17 protein-coding genes are annotated in these 18072 nt (G+C 71.2%); 14 read left to right on the plus strand and 3 right to left on the minus strand.

Annotated features, from left to right (window positions below; translation table 11 throughout):
- The first annotated feature begins 31 nt into the window (after positions 1-31).
- On the plus strand, positions 32-1183 hold the full coding sequence (locus ACWBNA_RS01930) for an NADH-quinone oxidoreductase subunit D (RefSeq protein ID WP_482701589.1): 1152 nt from the start codon (positions 32-34) through the stop codon (positions 1181-1183).
- A 70-nt stretch (positions 1184-1253) separates the two neighbouring features.
- Here the strand turns inward: ACWBNA_RS01930 and ACWBNA_RS01935 are convergent, their stop codons facing one another.
- The gene (locus ACWBNA_RS01935) at positions 1254-2282 is read right to left on the minus strand and encodes an SAM-dependent methyltransferase (RefSeq protein WP_482701591.1); all 1029 of its coding nucleotides are present in this window, start codon (positions 2280-2282) and stop codon (positions 1254-1256) included.
- Between the two features lie 118 nt (positions 2283-2400).
- Between ACWBNA_RS01935 and ACWBNA_RS01940 the strand changes: the two genes are divergently transcribed.
- Complete coding sequence (locus ACWBNA_RS01940) at positions 2401-3603, plus strand: sensor histidine kinase (protein ID WP_482701593.1); 1203 nt, start codon at positions 2401-2403, stop codon at positions 3601-3603.
- Between the two features lie 106 nt (positions 3604-3709).
- The gene (locus ACWBNA_RS01945; protein ID WP_482701595.1) at positions 3710-4381 is read left to right on the plus strand and encodes a response regulator; all 672 of its coding nucleotides are present in this window, start codon (positions 3710-3712) and stop codon (positions 4379-4381) included.
- Positions 4382-4591: 210 nt separating this feature from the next.
- On the opposite strand, the gene ACWBNA_RS01950 is transcribed toward ACWBNA_RS01945, so the two are convergent.
- Positions 4592-5800, minus strand: coding sequence for a threonine aldolase family protein (locus ACWBNA_RS01950; RefSeq protein WP_482701597.1), 1209 nt, complete (start codon positions 5798-5800; stop codon positions 4592-4594).
- Between the two features lie 185 nt (positions 5801-5985).
- Between ACWBNA_RS01950 and ACWBNA_RS01955 the strand changes: the two genes are divergently transcribed.
- The 10 genes from ACWBNA_RS01955 to ACWBNA_RS02000 all read left to right on the plus strand — a co-directional run bounded on the left by ACWBNA_RS01955 (position 5986) and on the right by ACWBNA_RS02000 (position 14392).
- Positions 5986-6933, plus strand: coding sequence for a Rossmann-like and DUF2520 domain-containing protein (locus tag ACWBNA_RS01955; RefSeq protein WP_482701599.1), 948 nt, complete (start codon positions 5986-5988; stop codon positions 6931-6933).
- Positions 6930-7973, plus strand: a complete 1044-nt coding sequence (gene panC / locus ACWBNA_RS01960) for a pantoate--beta-alanine ligase (RefSeq protein WP_482701601.1) — start codon at positions 6930-6932, stop codon at positions 7971-7973. The genes ACWBNA_RS01955 and panC overlap by 4 nt, the downstream gene beginning before the upstream one ends.
- Positions 7970-9697: an L-aspartate oxidase gene (locus ACWBNA_RS01965; RefSeq protein ID WP_482701602.1), complete on the plus strand. Its 1728-nt coding sequence runs from the start codon at positions 7970-7972 to the stop codon at positions 9695-9697. The genes panC and ACWBNA_RS01965 overlap by 4 nt, the downstream gene beginning before the upstream one ends.
- 5 nt (positions 9698-9702) lie before the next feature.
- Complete coding sequence (nadC, locus tag ACWBNA_RS01970; protein WP_482701604.1) at positions 9703-10689, plus strand: carboxylating nicotinate-nucleotide diphosphorylase; 987 nt, start codon at positions 9703-9705, stop codon at positions 10687-10689.
- Positions 10690-10694: 5 nt separating this feature from the next.
- A complete protein-coding gene (locus ACWBNA_RS01975; protein WP_383864464.1) occupies positions 10695-11492 on the plus strand; it encodes a type III pantothenate kinase in 798 nt (265 codons plus the stop codon).
- Between the two features lie 169 nt (positions 11493-11661).
- Positions 11662-12390 carry a hypothetical protein gene (locus tag ACWBNA_RS01980; protein ID WP_482701698.1) on the plus strand — a complete coding sequence of 243 codons (729 nt, stop codon included), beginning with the start codon at positions 11662-11664 and terminating at the stop codon, positions 12388-12390.
- A 67-nt stretch (positions 12391-12457) separates the two neighbouring features.
- The gene (locus ACWBNA_RS01985) at positions 12458-12643 is read left to right on the plus strand and encodes a hypothetical protein (RefSeq protein WP_482701605.1); all 186 of its coding nucleotides are present in this window, start codon (positions 12458-12460) and stop codon (positions 12641-12643) included.
- 137 nt (positions 12644-12780) lie between these two features.
- A complete protein-coding gene (locus tag ACWBNA_RS01990) occupies positions 12781-13212 on the plus strand; it encodes a BlaI/MecI/CopY family transcriptional regulator (protein ID WP_482701606.1) in 432 nt (143 codons plus the stop codon).
- A 9-nt stretch (positions 13213-13221) separates the two neighbouring features.
- Positions 13222-13782, plus strand: coding sequence for an amino-acid N-acetyltransferase (locus ACWBNA_RS01995; protein ID WP_217235025.1), 561 nt, complete (start codon positions 13222-13224; stop codon positions 13780-13782).
- Between the two features lie 274 nt (positions 13783-14056).
- Positions 14057-14392, plus strand: a complete 336-nt coding sequence (locus ACWBNA_RS02000; protein WP_383864455.1) for a histone-like nucleoid-structuring protein Lsr2 — start codon at positions 14057-14059, stop codon at positions 14390-14392.
- 16 nt (positions 14393-14408) lie between these two features.
- On the opposite strand, the gene ACWBNA_RS02005 is transcribed toward ACWBNA_RS02000, so the two are convergent.
- On the minus strand, positions 14409-15065 hold the full coding sequence (locus tag ACWBNA_RS02005; protein ID WP_482701609.1) for an SCO3374 family protein: 657 nt from the start codon (positions 15063-15065) through the stop codon (positions 14409-14411).
- A gap of 430 nt (positions 15066-15495) precedes the next feature.
- On the opposite strand from ACWBNA_RS02005, the gene ACWBNA_RS02010 reads away from it, so the two are divergent.
- Entirely contained in the window at positions 15496-18021 is a 2526-nt protein-coding gene (locus ACWBNA_RS02010; protein WP_383864448.1) for an ATP-dependent Clp protease ATP-binding subunit, read from the plus strand.
- Positions 18022-18072: the final 51 nt, after the last annotated feature.

The raw sequence follows: 18072 nt of genomic DNA on the forward strand, positions 1-18072 counted from the left end.
ACGGCCAGCGTACGTAGGAGAGACTGTGTCCATGACTCCTACGACGGAGACCATGGTCGGTATCGGCGGCGCCGCGGAGAGCACCGACATGGTGCTCAACATCGGGCCCCAGCACCCGTCCACCCACGGTGTCCTACGCCTCAGGCTGGTGCTGGACGGCGAACGTATCCAGCATGCGGAGCCGGTGATCGGCTACATGCACCGCGGCGCGGAGAAGCTCTTCGAGGCGCGCGACTACCGCCAGATCATCATGCTCGCCAACCGCCACGACTGGCTGTCGGCCTTCTCGAACGAGCTGGGTGTCGTCCTCGGGGTGGAGCGCATGCTCGGCATGGAGGTCCCCGAGCGCGCGGTGTGGACGCGCACGCTGCTCGCGGAGCTGAACCGGGTGCTGAACCACATGATGTTCCTCGGGTCCTATCCCCTGGAGCTCGGCGGCATCACCCCCGTCTTCTACGCGTTCCGGGAGCGCGAGACGCTCCAGAACGTCATGGAGGAGGTCTCCGGCGGGCGCATGCACTACATGTTCAACCGCGTCGGCGGCCTCAAGGAGGACCTCCCGGCCGGATGGGCCTCACGCGCGCGTGCCGCCGTCGCCTCCGTGCGCTCACGGATGGACGTCTACGACGATCTGGTGCTCGGCAACGAGATCTTCCGAGGGCGCACGCGGGGCGTGGGCGTCCTCGCCCCGGAGGCCGTGCACGCCTACGGCGTGAGCGGGCCGATCGCGCGCGCCTCGGGCGTCGACTTCGACCTGCGCCGCGACGAGCCGTACCTGGCCTACGGGCAGCTGCAGGACACCCTGAAAGTGGTGACCCGGACGGAGGGCGACTGCCTGGCCCGCTTCGAGGTCCTCCTGGAGCAGACGCACAACGCCCTCGACCTCGCGGACGCCTGCCTGGACAGGCTCGCCGGCCTGCCGCCCGGGCCGATCAACCAGCGCCTCCCCAAGGTCCTGAAGGCGCCCGAGGGCCACACCTACGCGTGGACCGAGAACCCGCTCGGCATCAACGGCTACTACCTCGTCAGCAAGGGCGAGAAGACCCCGTACCGGCTGAAGCTGCGCTCCGCCTCGTACAACAACATCCAGGCCCTCGCGGTGCTGCTGCCGGGCACGCTGGTGGCGGACATGGTGGCCATCCTGGGGTCACTGTTCTTCGTGGTCGGGGACATCGACAAGTAGGCCGCCGAAGGCGGGCCGCCGGCAGTGCGGCTGCCATAGGTCGGCTGTCGGTAGGTCGGCCGTCGGCAGGTCAGCCGACGGCAGGCGGGCCGTCGGCAAGCAGTCCGCCGAGGGGCGCGGCCGGGATCCTCACCGGCTGGAGCAGCCACCCGAAGTCGCCGAGGCCGCCCGTCGCCGTGAGCTCGGCGGCCTCTCCGGCGCTCGCCAGGGCGCGTACGTATGCCGCGGGCTGGGTGGACGCTAGCGCGAGCGGGGGGCGTGCGCCCGAGATGTCCAGGGCGCGCAAGGCGTCGCCCTGGGTCAGCAGACGACCACCGGGGAGCGCGCACGCGTCCAGGGCGACGTGCGCCGTGAGGTCGCACGATCCGTCCGGCACGGGCGCCGTCTCGCGTCCCTCCCGGAAGCCGGTGAGCGTGCCGAACGGGGGCCGCGCGCCCGCGGCGTGCGCGTAGTCCACGGCCACCGCGAGCCCCCGGCCGACGGTCGCGACCGCCGCCGCCCACGCCTCGTCCCTTGGCAGGCCGATCTCCGCCCGCAGCCCCTCCTCGGCAGGCAGGGGCCACCAGCGCGCGAGCCACCGCGCCGCAGGACCGCAGACCGGCTCCCCGAGCCGCTCGGACCCGTCCCGTCGTACGAGCACCAGCCGCGGTACGCCCGCGGAGTCGACCTCGGCGACCTCCACGGGCACGTTGTCCAGCCACTCGTTGGCGAACAGCAGCCCGGTGATCCCCTTCGGGGGCTCGGCCAGCCACTCGATCCGGTGATCGAGGCCGGCGGGCCGGTCGGCGACCTCGACGGCGTACCCACGCGCGCGGGAGGCCACGTCGGCGGGCAGCGCGGCCAGCACACCGGCGACCAACTCGCCCCGCCCCGCCGCCATGTCGACGAAGTCCAGCGCATCGGGCCGCCCCAGCGACTCGTCGACCCGGCACAGCAGCCGGGCCACCGCCTCGGCGTACAACGGGGACGCGTGAACGGACGTACGGAAGTGCGCGCCCGGCCCCTCGGGCCTGCGGTAGAAACCGTCCGGTCCGTACAGGGCGGCCTCCGTCGCCACCCGCCAGCCGAGCCATTCGCCCACTGTCTCCTCCTGCGTCACGCCGTCAGGTTAGGCGTACGGGGGAACGGGGCCTCCACCTTGCGGAGTATGCGCGCCGGGTACGGATCGGTCCTCCGGTTGACCCCTGCACGCATCTCACTTCCCTACGCTGGGTTACGTGCAACGCCTCTATGACTTCCTCCGCAGGCACCCGACGTGGGTCGACAGCTTCTGGGCCGTCTTCCTGTTCGGGATCTCGGTGGTGGGCGAAACCGCCCGTCAGGAGGCGCGGGGTACCGACTCCCCGACGGTCGTCATCCCGATCGTTCTCCTGCTGTGCCTGGTCATCGCCCTGCGGCGGCGCATGCCGGAGAAGATGCTGCTGCTGACCATCGCCCTCGGCGCGGCGCAACTCGTGCTGAACGTGGAGACCACGGCCGCCGACTTCGCCATGCTGGTGATCGTCTACACCGTGGCCGCGACCGGCGCCCGCTGGGCGTCCCGGCTCGCGCTCGGCGTGGGCCTGTGCGCGGCGCCCCTGGCGACACTGCGCTGGCCGAACCAGGACACGAGCGTGCTGGGCAACCTCGCGTTGATGATCTTCCAGGCGGTGCCGTTCGCGCTGGCCTGGGTGCTCGGCGACTCGATCCGCACCCGCCGCGCCTACTTCGCGCAGCTGGAGGAGCGGGCCGCGCGCCTGGAGAAGGAGCGCGAGGCACAGTCCAAGGTCGCGGTCGCCGCCGAGCGCGCCCGGATCGCGCGCGAGCTGCACGATGTGGTCGCGCACAACGTGTCGGTGATGGTGGTGCAGGCCGACGGCGCCGCCTACGTCCTCGACGCCGCTCCCGACCAGGCCAAGAAGGCCCTGGAGACGATCTCCTCCACCGGCCGCCAGGCCCTCGCCGAGATGCGCCGCCTGCTGGGCGTGCTGCGCACCGGCGAGCACCAGGAGGGCGGCGAGTACGTCCCGCAGCCCGACGTCGAGCAGATCGACGAACTCGTCGAGCAGTGCCGGGGCTCCGGTCTGCCCGTCGACTTCAAGATCGAGGGCACCCCGCGGCCGCTGCCCAGCGGCGTCGAGCTCACCGCCTACCGCATCGTGCAGGAGGCGCTCACCAACACCCGCAAGCACGGCGGGCCGAACGCGGGTGCGAGCGTCCGCCTGGTCTACTTCGACGACGGGCTCGGTCTGCTCGTCGAGGACGACGGCAAGGGCGCCCCGCACGAGCTGTACGAGGAGGGCGGCGCCGACGGTGCCGGTCACGGCCTGATCGGCATGCGTGAGCGGGTCGGCATGGTCGGCGGCACCCTGGACGCGGGCCCACGCCCCGGCGGAGGATTCCGCATCAGTGCCCTGCTCCCGCTGAAAGCAGCGCATTGACACCCACGCACGTCTTTCGTTGACACCTGTAACGACCTGCTAACGACCCCCTGCAAAAAACGAATCCCGCACATTCCCGCACATTCCCGCAAAAAGAGAGGCCCCGATGACGATCCGCGTGATGCTCGTCGACGACCAGGTGCTGCTGCGCACCGGGTTCCGGATGGTGCTCGCCGCCCAGCCGGACATGGAGGTCGTCGCGGAGGCGGGCGACGGTGTCGAGGCCCTCCAGGTGCTGCGCTCGACCGCCGTCGACGTCGTGCTGATGGACGTGCGCATGCCGAAGCTGGACGGGGTGGAGACGACCCGCCGTATCTGCTTGGAGTCCGACCCCCCGAAGGTCCTCATCCTGACCACCTTCGACCTGGACGAGTACGCCTTCTCCGGGCTGAAGGCCGGCGCCTCCGGCTTCATGCTCAAGGACGTGCCGCCCGGCGAGCTGCTGGCCGCCATCCGCGCGGTGCACAGCGGTGACGCGGTGGTGGCGCCCTCGACCACGCGCCGCCTGCTCGACCGCTTCGCGCCGATGCTGCCCAGCGCCGGCAAGGCGCCCCAGTTCAAGGAGCTGGAGCGGCTCACCGACCGCGAGCGCGAGGTCATGGTGCTGGTCGCCCAGGGCCTGTCCAACGGCGAGATCGCGGCCCGGCTCGTGCTGTCCGAGGCGACCGTGAAGACCCATGTGGGCCGCATCCTGACCAAGCTCGGGCTGCGGGACCGCGTGCAGGTGGTGGTGCTGGCGTACGAGACGGGGCTGGTCCGGGCGGGCGGGCACGGCTGAGGCAGGTCCCCGCCTCTGGTCACCGCTTTGGCGGAGCATCCATCCAGGAGTCCCAGCGCCTCGCCGAGCCCGCGCCGCCCCCGCCCGGCGCGCACGGCCGGCAGGTCGTGCGCGAGCCGCGCGCCTTCGGCCAGTGCCGTGCGGCCATCGCCGAGCGCCCGGCCCTCGGGCGGGTCCGCCAGACCCTGGGCCGGTGGCCGCAGCCGCGGTCTACGTGCTGACCGCCTCGGTCGATTCCCCGGCTTCGCCGGCCACCTCGGTCACCCGCGCGACGAAGTCCGCGACCGCCGCCTTCACGTCGTCGGCCGTCCATTCGAGGCCGTCGGCGCGCACGGTGACCTCGGTGATGCCCAGACCCGGCCCGCCCAGGCTCCAGGGAACGCCGAAGAGCAGGGTCTTCGTCTGCTCGGCCTGCCGTACGGCCGCCTCGGAGAGGACGTCCGGGTCGTACGGCAGCCAGACCTGGAACTCGTGGGTGTGCGGCTGTTCGGGGAAGACGCGCGCCCACGGCACGCCGGTCTCGGCGAAGCCCTCGCGCAGCGCGGCGGCGACCACGCGCGCGTGGGACACGTACTTCGGCAGCCGGGGCAGCTCGCGTTCCAGGCCGACGAGCGCCGACAGCACCGTGGGGAACTGCTGGAAGATCATGCCGCCGTACCGGTGCCGCCACGTCTTCGCCTCCTCCACAAGGGTCCTCGGGCCGGCCAGCGCGGCGCCGCCGAAGCCGTCGAGGGACTTGTAGAACGACACGTAGACGCTGTCCGCCAGCGCCGCGATCTCGTCCAGGGGGCGGCCGAAGTGGACGGTGGACTCCCACAGGCGCGCGCCGTCGAAATGCACCACCGCGTCGCGCTCGCGCGCCGCCGCCACCACCTCCGTCAGTTCCTCCCAGGAGGGCAGCAGGAAACCGGCGTCCCTGAGGGGCAGTTCCAGCATCAGTGCCCCGAAGGGCTCCTCGAAGTCGCGCACCTCCTCGGCGGTCGGCAGCCGGGGCTCGCTCGTCAGGCGGACCGGACGCAGCCCGGCGACCTCGCTGAGCGCGCCTCTTTCGTGCACCTCGGGGTGGGCCAGCGCGTGCAGCGCCACGGTCGGGTTGCCGGTACGGCCCGCCCAGCAGCGCAGGGCGATCTGCTGGGCCATGGTGCCGGTCGGGAAGAACGCGGCCGCCTCCATGCCCAGCAGCGCGGCGACGCGGTCCTCCAGGGCCTCCACGATCCGGTTGCCGTACATGTCGCCGGGCTCGTCGAGGTCGTACACCTGGGGCGCCGCCTCCTGCAGCCAGGCGAGCCGTTCGCGCAGGGTGCCGCGGAACCCCGCTCGGGACAGGGCGCGCTCCGCCCCCAGGCAGGCGGCCGCCCGCCGCTCCCGCAGCCGCTCCTGCGCCGACTGTTCCCCGCCCTGTTCCGCCGTGTCCGTCATGCTTCGGATCATGCCGTGCGGCGGTCCGCGAGGGCACGCGATTTCCGTCGTTCCGTCAGGGGCGCCCGGGCGCCCGCGAAACCCACAGCCTGTGGACAACCGGACGCCCCCGGAACCGATCGCGTTAACATGACGAGAAATCGTCCGGTACCCAGAGCGGACTGGAACGGGAAGGCCGCCGTCGCGTGAGTACAGTCCACCAGCCAGATCCCAAGGACCGCCCCGCGCGGCTCACCGTCGGCGTCGTGGGCGCCGGCCGGGTGGGCCCCGCACTGGCCGCGTCCCTGCAACTCGCCGGACACCGCCCGGTGGCCGTCTCCGGGGTCTCCGACGCCTCCAGGAGGCGCGCCGCGCAGATGCTGCCCGACGTGCCGATCGTCACGCCCGCCGAAGTCCTGGGGCGTGCCGACCTGGTGCTGCTGACCGTCCCCGACGACGCGCTGCCCGGCCTCGTCGAGGGCCTCGCCGAGACCGGGGCCGTACGGCCCGGGCAGCTGCTCGTGCACACCTCCGGGCGGTACGGCGCGAAGGTCCTGGACCCCGCCCTGCGCGCGGGCGCGCTGCCCCTGGCCCTGCACCCGGCGATGACCTTCACCGGCACCGCCGTCGACGTCCAGCGCCTGGCCGGCTGCTCCTTCGGCGTCACCGCCCCCGACCAGCTGAGGCTGGCCGCCGAGGCGCTCGTCATCGAGATGGGCGGCGAACCGGAGTGGATCGCCGAGGAGAACCGGCCGCTCTACCACGCGGCCCTCGCGCTGGGCGCCAACCACCTGGTGACGCTGGTCGCCCAGTCCATGGAACTGCTGCGCACGGCCGGCGTCACCGCCCCCGACCGGATGCTCGGCCCACTGCTCGGCGCCGCCCTCGACAACGCCCTGCGCTCCGGCGACTCGGCCCTCACCGGCCCCGTCGCGCGCGGGGACGCGGGCACCGTCGCCGCCCACGTCACCGAGCTGCGCAGGCACGCCCCGCAGACCGTCGCCGGCTACCTGGCGATGGCGCGCGCGACCGCGGACCGGGCACTCGCCCACGGACTGCTGAAACCGGAACTCGCGGAGGACCTCCTCGGGGTACTCGCCGACGGGACCACCGGGACCACCGGAACCGACGGCACCGAAGGGGACGCCCGATGACCACCGCCCTGCTGCGTACCGCCGACGAGCTGCACGCACGCGTGCGCGTGGGCCGCCGCGCCGTCGTGATGACCATGGGCGCCCTGCACGAGGGCCACGCCACCCTGATCCGCACCGCCCGCGAGATCGCGGGACCGGACGGCGAGGTCGTGGTCACCGTCTTCGTGAACCCGCTGCAGTTCGGCAAGGGCGAGGACCTCGACCGCTATCCGCGCACCCTGGACGCCGACCTCAAGACCGCCGAGGATTCGGGCGCCGACGCCGTGTTCGCGCCCGGCGTCGAGGAGGTCTACCCGGGCGGCGAGCCCCAGGTCCGCATCAGCGCCGGCCCCATGGGGGAGCGACTGGAGGGCGCCTCGCGCCCCGGCCACTTCGACGGCATGCTCACCGTCGTCGCCAAGCTGCTGCACCTCACCCGCCCCGACGTCGCCCTGTACGGCCAGAAGGACGCACAGCAGCTCGCGCTGATCCGCCGCATGGCGCGGGACCTGAACTTCGGCGTCGAGATCGTCGGCGTACCGACCGTGCGCGAGGAGGACGGCCTCGCCCTGTCCAGCCGCAACCGCTACCTCAAGCCGGAGGAGCGGCGCACGGCGCTCACGCTGTCCCGCGCGCTGTTCGCGGGCCGCGACCGGCACGCGGCCCAGGAGGCGCTGCGCGCGCGGGCGCGTGAAGTGCCCGCCACGCACGCGCGTGCCGAAGCGCTGAGTGCCATAGGGGAGTCCCGCGCGGCGGCCGACACCCACGCCGTCGCCAAGGCCCGCACGTCGCCCGCCACCGCCCCCGGCCAGGACGCCGCGCGTCGCCCCGACCCCACGGGCGGCCCCGCGGCCGTCCGCGCGGCCGCCCGCCTGGTCCTCGACGACGCCGGCCGGCTGAACCCGCCGCTCGCGCTGGACTACCTGGCCCTCGTCGACCCGTCCGACTTCACCGAGATCGAGGACGACTTCACCGGCGAGGCCGTCCTCGCCGTCGCCGCCCGGGTCGGGACGACCCGGTTGATCGACAACATCCCCCTCACCTTCGGAGCCGCCTCGTGACCAGCACAGGCATACGACTGCACGCGCCCGCCCCGGGCTGGTCCATCGACGCCGACGTGGTCGTCGTCGGCTCCGGCGTCGCCGGCCTCACCGCCGCACTGCGCTGCGAGTCCGAAGGCCTGCGGACGGTCGTCGTCACCAAGGCCCGCCTCGACGACGGCTCCACGCGCTGGGCGCAGGGCGGCATCGCCGCGGCCCTTGGCGACGGGGACACACCCGAACAGCACCAGGACGACACGCTGGTGGCGGGCGCGGGCCTGTGCGACGAGGAGGCCGTACGGATCCTCGTCACCGAGGGGCCCGACGCCGTCCGCAGGCTCATCGAGACCGGTGCCCACTTCGACGAGTCCGAGGAAGGCCGCCTGGAGCTCACCCGCGAGGGCGGCCACCACCGCCGCCGCATCGCCCACGCGGGCGGTGACGCGACCGGCGCGGAGATCTCCCGGGCGCTCGTCGAGGCGGTACGCGCGCGTGGCCTTCGCACGATCGAGAACGCACTCGTCCTGGACCTCCTCACGGACGCCGACGGCCGCACCGCGGGCGTGACCCTGCACGTCATGGGCGAGGGCCAGCACGACGGCGTGGGCGCCGTACACGCCCCCGCGGTCGTCCTCGCGACCGGCGGCATGGGCCAGGTCTTCTCGGCGACCACCAACCCGTCCGTGTCGACCGGTGACGGCGTCGCGCTCGCCCTGCGGGCCGGGGCGGAGGTCTCGGACCTCGAATTCGTGCAGTTCCACCCGACCGTGCTGTTCCTGGGTGCGGACGCGGAGGGCCAGCAGCCCCTGGTCTCCGAGGCGGTACGCGGCGAGGGCGCCCACCTGGTGGACGCCGACGGTGTGCGCTTCATGGCCGGCCAGCACGAACTCGCCGAACTCGCGCCCCGGGACATCGTCGCCAAGGGCATCATGCGCCGCATGCAGGAGCAGGACGCCGAGCACATGTTCCTGGACGCCCGGCACTTCGGCGCCCACATGTGGGAGCACCGCTTCCCGACGATCCTCGCCGCCTGCCGCGCCCACGGCATCGACCCGGTCCACGAGCCCATCCCGGTCGCCCCGGCCGCCCACTACGCCTCGGGCGGCGTCCGCACCGATCCCCAGGGCCGTACGACCGTCCCCGGCCTGTACGCGTGCGGTGAGGTCGCCTGCACCGGCGTGCACGGCGCCAACAGGCTGGCGTCGAACTCCCTCCTGGAGGGCCTCGTCTACGCCGAGCGCATCGCCGCCGACATCGCGGCGCGCCGGGCGGAGAACGGCCTCCACGCGCGTGTGCCGGTGCCCGTCGAGCACCCCGAGAAGCCCGCCCACCCCCTGCTCGCGCCCGAGGCCCGGTTCCTGATCCAGCGGACCATGACCCGGGGCGCGGGCGTCCTGCGCTCGGCCGAGTCCCTCGCGACCGCCGCGGACGCCCTCCAGCGGCTCCACGCCGACGCCCGGGACGCCCTCGACGAGAACGGCAAGACCGCCGAGCCCGGCGTCGACACCTGGGAGGCCACCAACCTCCTGTGCGTGGCCCGCGTCCTGGTCGCCGCCGCCCGCCTGCGCGAGGAGACCCGCGGCTGCCACTGGCGTGAGGACCACGCCGAGCGCGACGACACGACATGGCGGCGACACATCGTCGTACGGCTGAATCCCGACCGGACGCTGGCCGTACACACCACGGACACCCCAGACTTCCCCCCGACCCGGCACCAGCAGCCCCACCGTCCCCAGGAGCAGTGACAGAAGTGAGCACCCCCGACCTTCCCCTCGCCCGCAGCGGCGGCTGCGGCGACGGCTGTGCCTGTGGCGCCGACGCCGAAGAGGGCTACGAAGAGTACGCGGAGTGCGGGCTCGACCCCGCGCTCGCACAGCTCCTGGCCGACGCGGGACTCGACCCCGTGGAGGTCGAGGACATCGCCAACGTCGCCATCCAGGAGGACCTCGACCACGGAGTGGACGTGACGACGGTCGCGACCATCCCCGAGGCCGCCGTGGCCACCGCCGACTTCGTCGCGCGCGAGGCGGGCGTCGTCGCGGGCCTGAGGGTCGCCGAAGCGGTCGTCTCGGTCGTCTGCATGGACGAGTTCGAGGTCGAGCGGCACGTGGAGGACGGCGACCGCGTGGAGGCCGGGCAGAAGCTCCTGTCGGTCACCACGCGCACGCGTGACCTGCTCACCGCCGAACGCAGCGCGCTCAACCTCGTGTGCCGCATGTCGGGCATCGCGACCGCCACGCGCGCGTGGGCGGACCTCCTGGAGGGCACCAAGGCGCGCGTGCGGGACACCCGCAAGACGACGCCTGGACTGCGCTCCCTGGAGAAGTACGCGGTGCGCTGCGGCGGCGGCGTCAACCACCGCATGTCGCTGTCCGACGCGGCTCTGGTCAAGGACAACCACGTGGTCGCCGCGGGCGGTGTCGCGCAGGCCTTCGAGGCCGTACGGGAGGCCTTCCCGGAGGTGCCGATCGAGGTCGAGGTCGACACCCTGCACCAGCTGCGCGAGGTCGTGGACGCCGGGGCCGACCTGATCCTCCTGGACAACTTCACCCCGGGGGAGTGCGAGGAGGCGGTGGCCCTCGTCCACGGGCGTGCCGCGCTGGAGGCCTCGGGGCGGCTCACCCTCGACAACGCCAAGTCGTACGCGGACACCGGCGTCGACTACCTCGCCGTGGGCGCCCTGACCCACTCCTCGCCGATCCTGGACATCGGCCTGGACCTGCGTGAGGCGGAGTAGTCGCGATGCTCCTCACGATCGACGTAGGCAACACGCACACGGTTCTGGGTCTGTTCGACGGCGAGGACATCGTCGAGCACTGGCGGATCTCGACGGACGCCCGCCGGACGGCGGACGAGCTGGCGGTCCTCCTTCAGGGCCTGATGGGCATGCACCCGCTCCTGGGAGACGAACTGGGTGACGGCATCGACGGCATCGCCATCTGCGCGACGGTTCCGTCCGTGCTGCACGAGCTGCGCGAGGTGACACGGCGGTACTACGGCGACGTGCCGGCCGTGCTCGTCGAGCCGGGCGTCAAGACCGGCGTGCCGATCCTGACCGACAACCCCAAGGAGGTCGGCGCGGACCGGATCATCAACGCGGTCGCCGCGGTCGAGCTGTACGGGGGGCCCGCGATCGTCGTGGACTTCGGTACGGCCACGACCTTCGACGCGGTGTCCGCGCGCGGGGAGTACGTCGGTGGTGTCATCGCGCCCGGTATCGAGATCTCCGTCGAGGCGTTGGGCGTCAAGGGCGCGCAGCTCCGGAAGATCGAGGTGGCCCGGCCGCGCAGCGTCATCGGCAAGAACACGGTCGAGGCCATGCAGGCGGGAATCATCTACGGGTTCGCGGGCCAGGTGGACGGCGTGGTGAGCCGTATGGCCCGGGAGCTCGCGGAGGACCCGGAGGAGGTGACGGTGATCGCCACGGGAGGACTGGCACCGATGGTGCTGGGGGAGTCCTCCGTGATCGACGAGCATGAGCCGTGGCTGACGTTGATCGGGCTGCGCTTGGTCTACGAGCGGAACGTGTCCCGCATGTGAGCGGCGGTGTGGGGGTCGGCGCCGGGTGTTCCTCGCCCTCGCCGCCCCCGGGAGCCGGGCGCGTCCGCCTGGGTGGCTCCCCGCGCCACACCCGGCCGACTTATGTCGAATTTGTCTGATTAGCGCGTATCGTCGCCGCATGCCCACGCCATACGGATCCCGCGGCGGCATGGCGTTCGGTGTGGAGGAGCTGCGTGTGCTCCGCCGCGCTCTCGCCCTCGCCCTGCACCCCACGCCCGCCTCGGCCGAGGACGTTCAGGAATGCCTCCGCCTCGCCGAGTCCCTCGACGAGGCGACGCGTGAGGGCGCCCGGCTGCGTGCCTTCCTGGTGGCCGACCTCGCCCGCTACCGCGCCGCCCTGCCCGGCACAGCCGCCGGTTACCTCACACTCCTTGAGGAGGCGCTCAGCGCCGGGTACCGCCCGGAACCCGACGATCTGGCCGCGCTTCGGGCCCTGCGGGGCAACCCGGTCGCGGCCACCCTGCTGCGCCGCTGCCAGGCCCTGGCCGAGCAGGACGTACGCGCCCGCCTGGCCCGCCGAGGGGGGCGCACGGCGGTTCGGCCCGCCCCGACGGTGCCCGCCTCCCGTACCCGCCTCCTGGCGCTGCCAGGGGGACTCTCCGCGGCCGGACTCCCGACGGCCCTCGAGAGCTCGGCCGCCGACCGGGATGCCGGGCATCTCGGTGGCGGGCTCGCCAAGGAACCCGCCCCGGGCCCCGTCAAGAAGCCCGCGCAGAAACCCGCCGAGCGGCCCGCACAGCCCGAGCGGCCCGCCCCCAAGCCGGCGGGGCCCGAGACCCCCAAGCCCGCGCGGCCCATTCCCACCCCTGGCGAGGTCTTCCCCCGCCGCAAGCCGGCGCCACCGCCCGCCGACACGCAGCAGCGTGCCGCCGGCTGAAGGGGTTCCGGCCCGTTTCGCCCCACCCCGGCCCGGTCGTCCTTCGGCCCGTGGCTACTCTGGACGCATGGACTACGTCTCCGCGCTCGTGCCCCCGGTCGTCATGGCCGTGTTCTTCATCGGTGTGATCCGGGTGATCGTGAAGACCCAGGGTGGCGCCAACAAGGCCAAGGAGGACGCGGCCGTGGACGCCGTCCTCGCGCGCGCGGACGGCGCCCGCCAGGCCTCCGCCCCGGCCAGGACCGAGGCCTGAGGGACCACTCTCACCGGCGTACGGCTCGTGGATTTCTCGAGCCGTGCGCCCTTTTTGTGTTGTTTGTCGATGAAAGCGCACGTCCCCGACGCCAATGCCGGGAACTCCCACTATTGTGCTGAGGTGTGCCTCGCCCATTGGGAGAACTCGAAGACGCGGTGATGACGCGGGTGTGGAAGTGGAACCGCCCGGTCACCGTTCGAGAAGTCCTGGAAGACCTTCAGCAGGAACGGTCCATCGCCTACACCACGGTGATGACCGTTTTGGACAATCTCCATCAGAAGGGCTGGGTGCGCCGTGAGGCGGAAGGCCGGGCCTATCGATATGAGGCGGTCTCCACCCGAGCCGCCTACGCCGCCGCGCTGATGAACGACGCCTGGTCGCAGAGCGACAACCCCGCCGCCGCTCTCGTCGCCTTCTTCGGGATGATGAGCGAGGAGCAGCGGATCGCCCTGAGGGACGCCGTCCGGATCGTACAGGGACCGGAAACGCCCGAAGCCGCTCCGCCGGCCGGCGCTCAAACCGGCGAGGAGAACCCCGGCTCGGCGGCGGAGGGCGACGAACGATAGCGTCCGCACATGTCAGCAGAGAGCTCAGCGGAGAGTGCCTCCGCGGAGAGTCCCGAAGTCACCGCAAAAGCCATCACCGTCCGGCGGGCCCGCACCGGCGATGTCCAGGCCGTACGACGACTCCTTGACGCGTACGTCCGCGGCGGCATCCTGCTCGACAAAGCGATGGTCACGCTTTACGAGGACATCCAGGAGTTCTGGGTCGCCGAACGGGACGACAACGCCGAGGTCGTCGGCTGTGGCGCCCTGCACGTGATGTGGGAAGACCTCGCGGAAGTCCGGACTCTCGCAGTGAAGCCCGGACTGAAGGGCGCCGGTGTCGGTCATCAGTTGCTGGAGAAGTTGCTGCACACCGCGCGCTGGCTCGGCGTTCGGCGCGTTTTCTGTCTGACCTTCGAAGTGGACTTCTTCGGCAAGCACGGCTTCGTCGAGATCGGTGAGACACCTGTTGACACCGATGTCTACGCCGAGCTACTGCGTTCCTATGACGAAGGCGTGGCAGAGTTCCTCGGTCTCGAACGGGTGAAACCGAACACCTTGGGCAACAGTCGGATGCTTCTGCATCTGTGATCGCCCGGCCGGACAAGGCGCCAAGGGACGACAAGACAAGGGTCCGCAAGGGATGGCTATTCCGGGCGGGACTCGCCCTGCCCAGGTTCCCTATGTCCGAAACGCGCATGTTTCCGGACTGTAGCGGCCCCGGCAGTCTCTGCCGGGGGTTTGTGTTTTTCCGGCAAAAGCGGTTTGCTTTCCGACGTACTGCAGTACTGCATATAACAGGGGACAGGCGAAACGGCGGACGCCGCGACCCCCGACCCAGAAGTTATGGATGAAAGGAAATCCGGTGGCACAGAAGGTTCAGGTCCTTCTTGTCGATGACATCGACGGCGGCGAGGCGGACGAGACCGTCACGTTCGCGCTGGACGGCAAGACGTACGAGATCGATCTCACGACCGCCAATGCGGACAAGCTGCGTGGCCTTCTCGACCCTTACGTGAAGGGCGGCCGTCGCACCGGAGGCCGCACTTCGGGCGGGCGCGGAAAGGCGCGTGTCGCTTCCGGTGGCAGCCAGGACACCGCGCAGATTCGCGCGTGGGCCAAGGAGAACGGTTACGAGGTCAATGACCGTGGCCGCGTTCCGGCGACCATTCGCAAGGCATACGAGGACGCCAACGGCTGATCACGGCCTACGGCACTTACGAGCAGGCGAGCTGACCGGCGCATGCGCGCCGCAGCCGCAGGCGATGGCACTGTGCGGCCATCGTGTCCACCACTCGTGCGAGATCGGGGGCGCCCCCTCCGCCCCCCACGGCCGACAACGTCGGCAGCGAGGCCTCGACCTCGTACCCGGGCTCGGGGGGCCGCAGCCATACGGCGGCCCCCTGCACGGCTCCCGGGCAGCGCCGGCCCGGCGGCAGCGGCGCGTCCATCACGCCGCCCTCGCCGATCGCCGTGAGGTCGAGCGTCACCGCTCCCCACTCCAGCCAGTCCAGGACTCCGGGCAGCTCCTCCGCACTGCCCGCGGCCACCAGCAGCCGCATCCGGTCCCCCTGCAGGGCCACCGGGGAGCCCGGCACCAGGTGGCGAAGCGCCGCGTGACCCGCCTCGGCCGGTACGTCGAGCACGTCGAAACGCAGGCCCACGCAGAGCCGTACCGGAGTCCCCGGTGCCCGTGGTGGTCCCCCGGGCGTTCCCGGCACCCCGTTTGCGGGGGATTCCGGGTGCGCGGGCACTGTCGGCCAGCCCAGTTCGTTCTCGTACCACCGGCGGACCTGATCGCTCGAATCGAGCGACCGCCGGGGGCGAGGAACGGTGGTGACGTCGGTGGTGACCGAGGGGAGGGTGCCAACCATGCCAAGTGCAACAGTCGAAAGAGCCCGCGAGTTACGCTGAGTGTGCCGGGGAATGCGCAGAGTGCCGGAAAAGGCGGCCTCCGCGGGTTCGGGGAGGCCCGAGCTTGTTCGCCCATAGCGGAGCGAATCAGGCCGCGCGGCATGGAGTGTCAGTCCCAGCGGGTAAGACATCCCTAGTGGGAGGGGGCGACACGCAGGACAGGCCGTCTCACGTTCGCCATCGGCGTACTGATGGTAGGGGTAACTGCTTGGCCTGCGGGAACATCGTCTCGCACCATCAGGTTGGAGCAGATGTCGGCGTTCGGGGTCAGGAGGCCAAGGACGGTGTCGGCAGTTGGAATGAGCGGTCCCCGCTTGCGGGACTAAGCTGCGGAAGGACAGGGAGGGGAAGTTCCCCCCACTGCCTGACCGCTCTGAGGAGCGATTAACGATGTTCGAGAGGTTCACCGACCGCGCGCGGCGGGTTGTCGTCCTGGCTCAGGAAGAAGCCCGGATGCTCAACCACAACTACATCGGCACCGAGCACATCCTCCTGGGCCTGATCCACGAGGGTGAGGGTGTCGCCGCCAAGGCCCTTGAGAGCCTCGGGATTTCGCTCGAGGCGGTCCGCCAGCAGGTGGAGGAGATCATCGGGCAGGGGCAGCAGGCCCCGTCCGGCCACATCCCCTTCACCCCCCGTGCCAAGAAGGTCCTGGAGCTGTCGCTCCGCGAGGCCCTTCAGCTGGGCCACAACTACATCGGCACGGAGCACATCCTGCTCGGCCTGATTCGTGAGGGCGAGGGCGTCGCCGCCCAGGTCCTGGTCAAGCTGGGCGCAGATCTCAACCGGGTGCGGCAGCAGGTCATCCAGCTGCTCTCCGGATACCAGGGCAAGGAGACCGCCACCGCCGGCGGGCCTGCCGAGGGCACGCCCTCGACGTCCCTGGTCCTCGACCAGTTCGGCCGGAACCTCACCCAGGCCGCTCGTGAATCCAAGCTCGACCCGGTCATCGGGCGCGAGAAGGAGATCGAGCGGGTCATGCAGGTGCTGTCCCGCCGTACCAAGAACAACCCGGTCCTGATCGGTGAGCCCGGCGTCGGCAAGACCGCCGTCGTCGAGGGCCTCGCCCAGGCCATCGTCAAGGGCGAGGTGCCCGAGACCCTCAAGGACAAGCACCTCTACACCCTGGACCTCGGCGCCCTGGTCGCCGGCTCCCGCTACCGCGGTGACTTCGAAGAGCGCCTGAAGAAGGTCCTCAAGGAGATCCGCACCCGCGGCGACATCATCCTGTTCATCGACGAGCTGCACACGCTGGTCGGTGCGGGTGCCGCCGAGGGCGCCATCGACGCGGCCTCGATCCTGAAGCCGATGCTGGCCCGCGGTGAGCTGCAGACCATCGGTGCGACCACGCTGGACGAGTACCGCAAGCACCTGGAGAAGGACGCGGCCCTCGAGCGCCGCTTCCAGCCCATCCAGGTCGCGGAGCCGTCCCTGCCGCACACCATCGAGATCCTCAAGGGTCTGCGCGACCGGTACGAGGCCCACCACCGGGTCTCCATCACGGACGAGGCGCTGGTCCAGGCCGCCACCCTGGCCGACCGGTACATCTCGGACCGCTTCCTGCCGGACAAGGCGATCGACCTGATCGACGAGGCCGGCTCCCGGATGCGCATCCGCCGGATGACCGCGCCGCCGGACCTGCGCGAGTTCGACGAGAAGATCGCCGGCGTCCGCCGCGACAAGGAGTCCGCGATCGACTCGCAGGACTTCGAGAAGGCCGCCTCCCTGCGCGACAAGGAGAAGCAGCTCCTCGCCGCGAAGGCCAAGCGGGAGAAGGAGTGGAAGGCCGGCGACATGGACGTCGTCGCCGAGGTCGACGGCGAGCTGATCGCCGAGGTCCTCGCGACCGCCACCGGCATTCCGGTCTTCAAGCTGACCGAGGAGGAGTCCTCGCGTCTGCTGCGCATGGAGGACGAGCTCCACAAGCGGGTCATCGGCCAGGTCGACGCCGTCAAGGCGCTGTCGAAGGCGATCCGTCGTACGCGTGCCGGTCTGAAGGACCCGAAGCGTCCCGGTGGTTCGTTCATCTTCGCCGGCCCGTCCGGTGTCGGTAAGACCGAGCTGTCCAAGGCGCTCGCCGAGTTCCTCTTCGGCGACGAGGACGCGCTGATCTCCCTCGACATGTCGGAGTTCAGCGAGAAGCACACGGTGTCGCGTCTCTTCGGTTCGCCCCCCGGATACGTGGGCTACGAAGAGGGCGGCCAGCTGACCGAGAAGGTCCGCCGCAAGCCGTTCTCCGTCGTCCTCTTCGACGAGGTCGAGAAGGCCCACCCGGACATCTTCAACTCGCTGTTGCAGATCCTGGAGGACGGTCGTCTGACCGACTCCCAGGGCCGGGTCGTGGACTTCAAGAACACGGTCATCATCATGACGACCAACCTCGGCACCCGGGACATCTCCAAGGGCTTCAACCTGGGCTTCGCGGCCTCGGGCGACAAGAAGTCGAACTACGAGCGCATGAAGAACAAGGTCTCGGACGAGCTCAAGCAGCACTTCCGCCCCGAGTTCCTCAACCGCGTCGACGACGTGGTCGTCTTCCCGCAGCTGACGCAGGAGGACATCCTGCGGATCGTCGACCTGATGATCGGCAAGGTGGACGAGCGCCTCAAGGACCGGGACATGGGCATCGAGCTCTCCCAGTCGGCCAAGGAGCTGCTGTCCAAGAAGGGTTACGACCCCGTGCTGGGTGCGCGTCCGCTGCGTCGCACCATCCAGCGCGAGATCGAGGACTCGCTCTCGGAGAAGATCCTTTTCGGCGAGCTGCGTCCCGGTCACATCGTGGTCGTGGACACCGAGGGCGAGGGCGAGACCGCGACCTTCACCTTCCGGGGTGAGGAGAAGTCGGCACTGCCGGACGTTCCGCCGATCGAGCAGGCGGCCGGTGGGGCTGGTCCCAACCTGAGCAAGGACGCGTAAGCGTTACGTGCGAGAGGGGCCGCCCCCGGACTTAGGTTCCGGGGCGGCCCC

The sequence above is a fragment of the Streptomyces sp. Q2 genome (assembly GCF_056820935.1).

Coding starts and splice junctions, on each gene's coding strand:
- ACWBNA_RS01930 (WP_482701589.1), top strand. CDS start 32: ATGACTCCTACGACGGAGACCATGGTCGGTATCGGCGGCGCCGCGGAG.
- ACWBNA_RS01945 (WP_482701595.1), top strand. CDS start 3,710: ATGACGATCCGCGTGATGCTCGTCGACGACCAGGTGCTGCTGCGCACC.
- ACWBNA_RS01950 (WP_482701597.1), bottom strand. CDS start 5,800: ATGACGGACACGGCGGAACAGGGCGGGGAACAGTCGGCGCAGGAGCGG.
- panC (WP_482701601.1), top strand. CDS start 6,930: ATGACCACCGCCCTGCTGCGTACCGCCGACGAGCTGCACGCACGCGTG.
- ACWBNA_RS01975 (WP_383864464.1), top strand. CDS start 10,695: ATGCTCCTCACGATCGACGTAGGCAACACGCACACGGTTCTGGGTCTG.
- ACWBNA_RS01980 (WP_482701698.1), top strand. CDS start 11,662: ATGGCGTTCGGTGTGGAGGAGCTGCGTGTGCTCCGCCGCGCTCTCGCC.
- ACWBNA_RS01985 (WP_482701605.1), top strand. CDS start 12,458: ATGGACTACGTCTCCGCGCTCGTGCCCCCGGTCGTCATGGCCGTGTTC.
- ACWBNA_RS01995 (WP_217235025.1), top strand. CDS start 13,222: ATGTCAGCAGAGAGCTCAGCGGAGAGTGCCTCCGCGGAGAGTCCCGAA.
- ACWBNA_RS02005 (WP_482701609.1), bottom strand. CDS start 15,065: ATGGTTGGCACCCTCCCCTCGGTCACCACCGACGTCACCACCGTTCCT.
- ACWBNA_RS02010 (WP_383864448.1), top strand. CDS start 15,496: ATGTTCGAGAGGTTCACCGACCGCGCGCGGCGGGTTGTCGTCCTGGCT.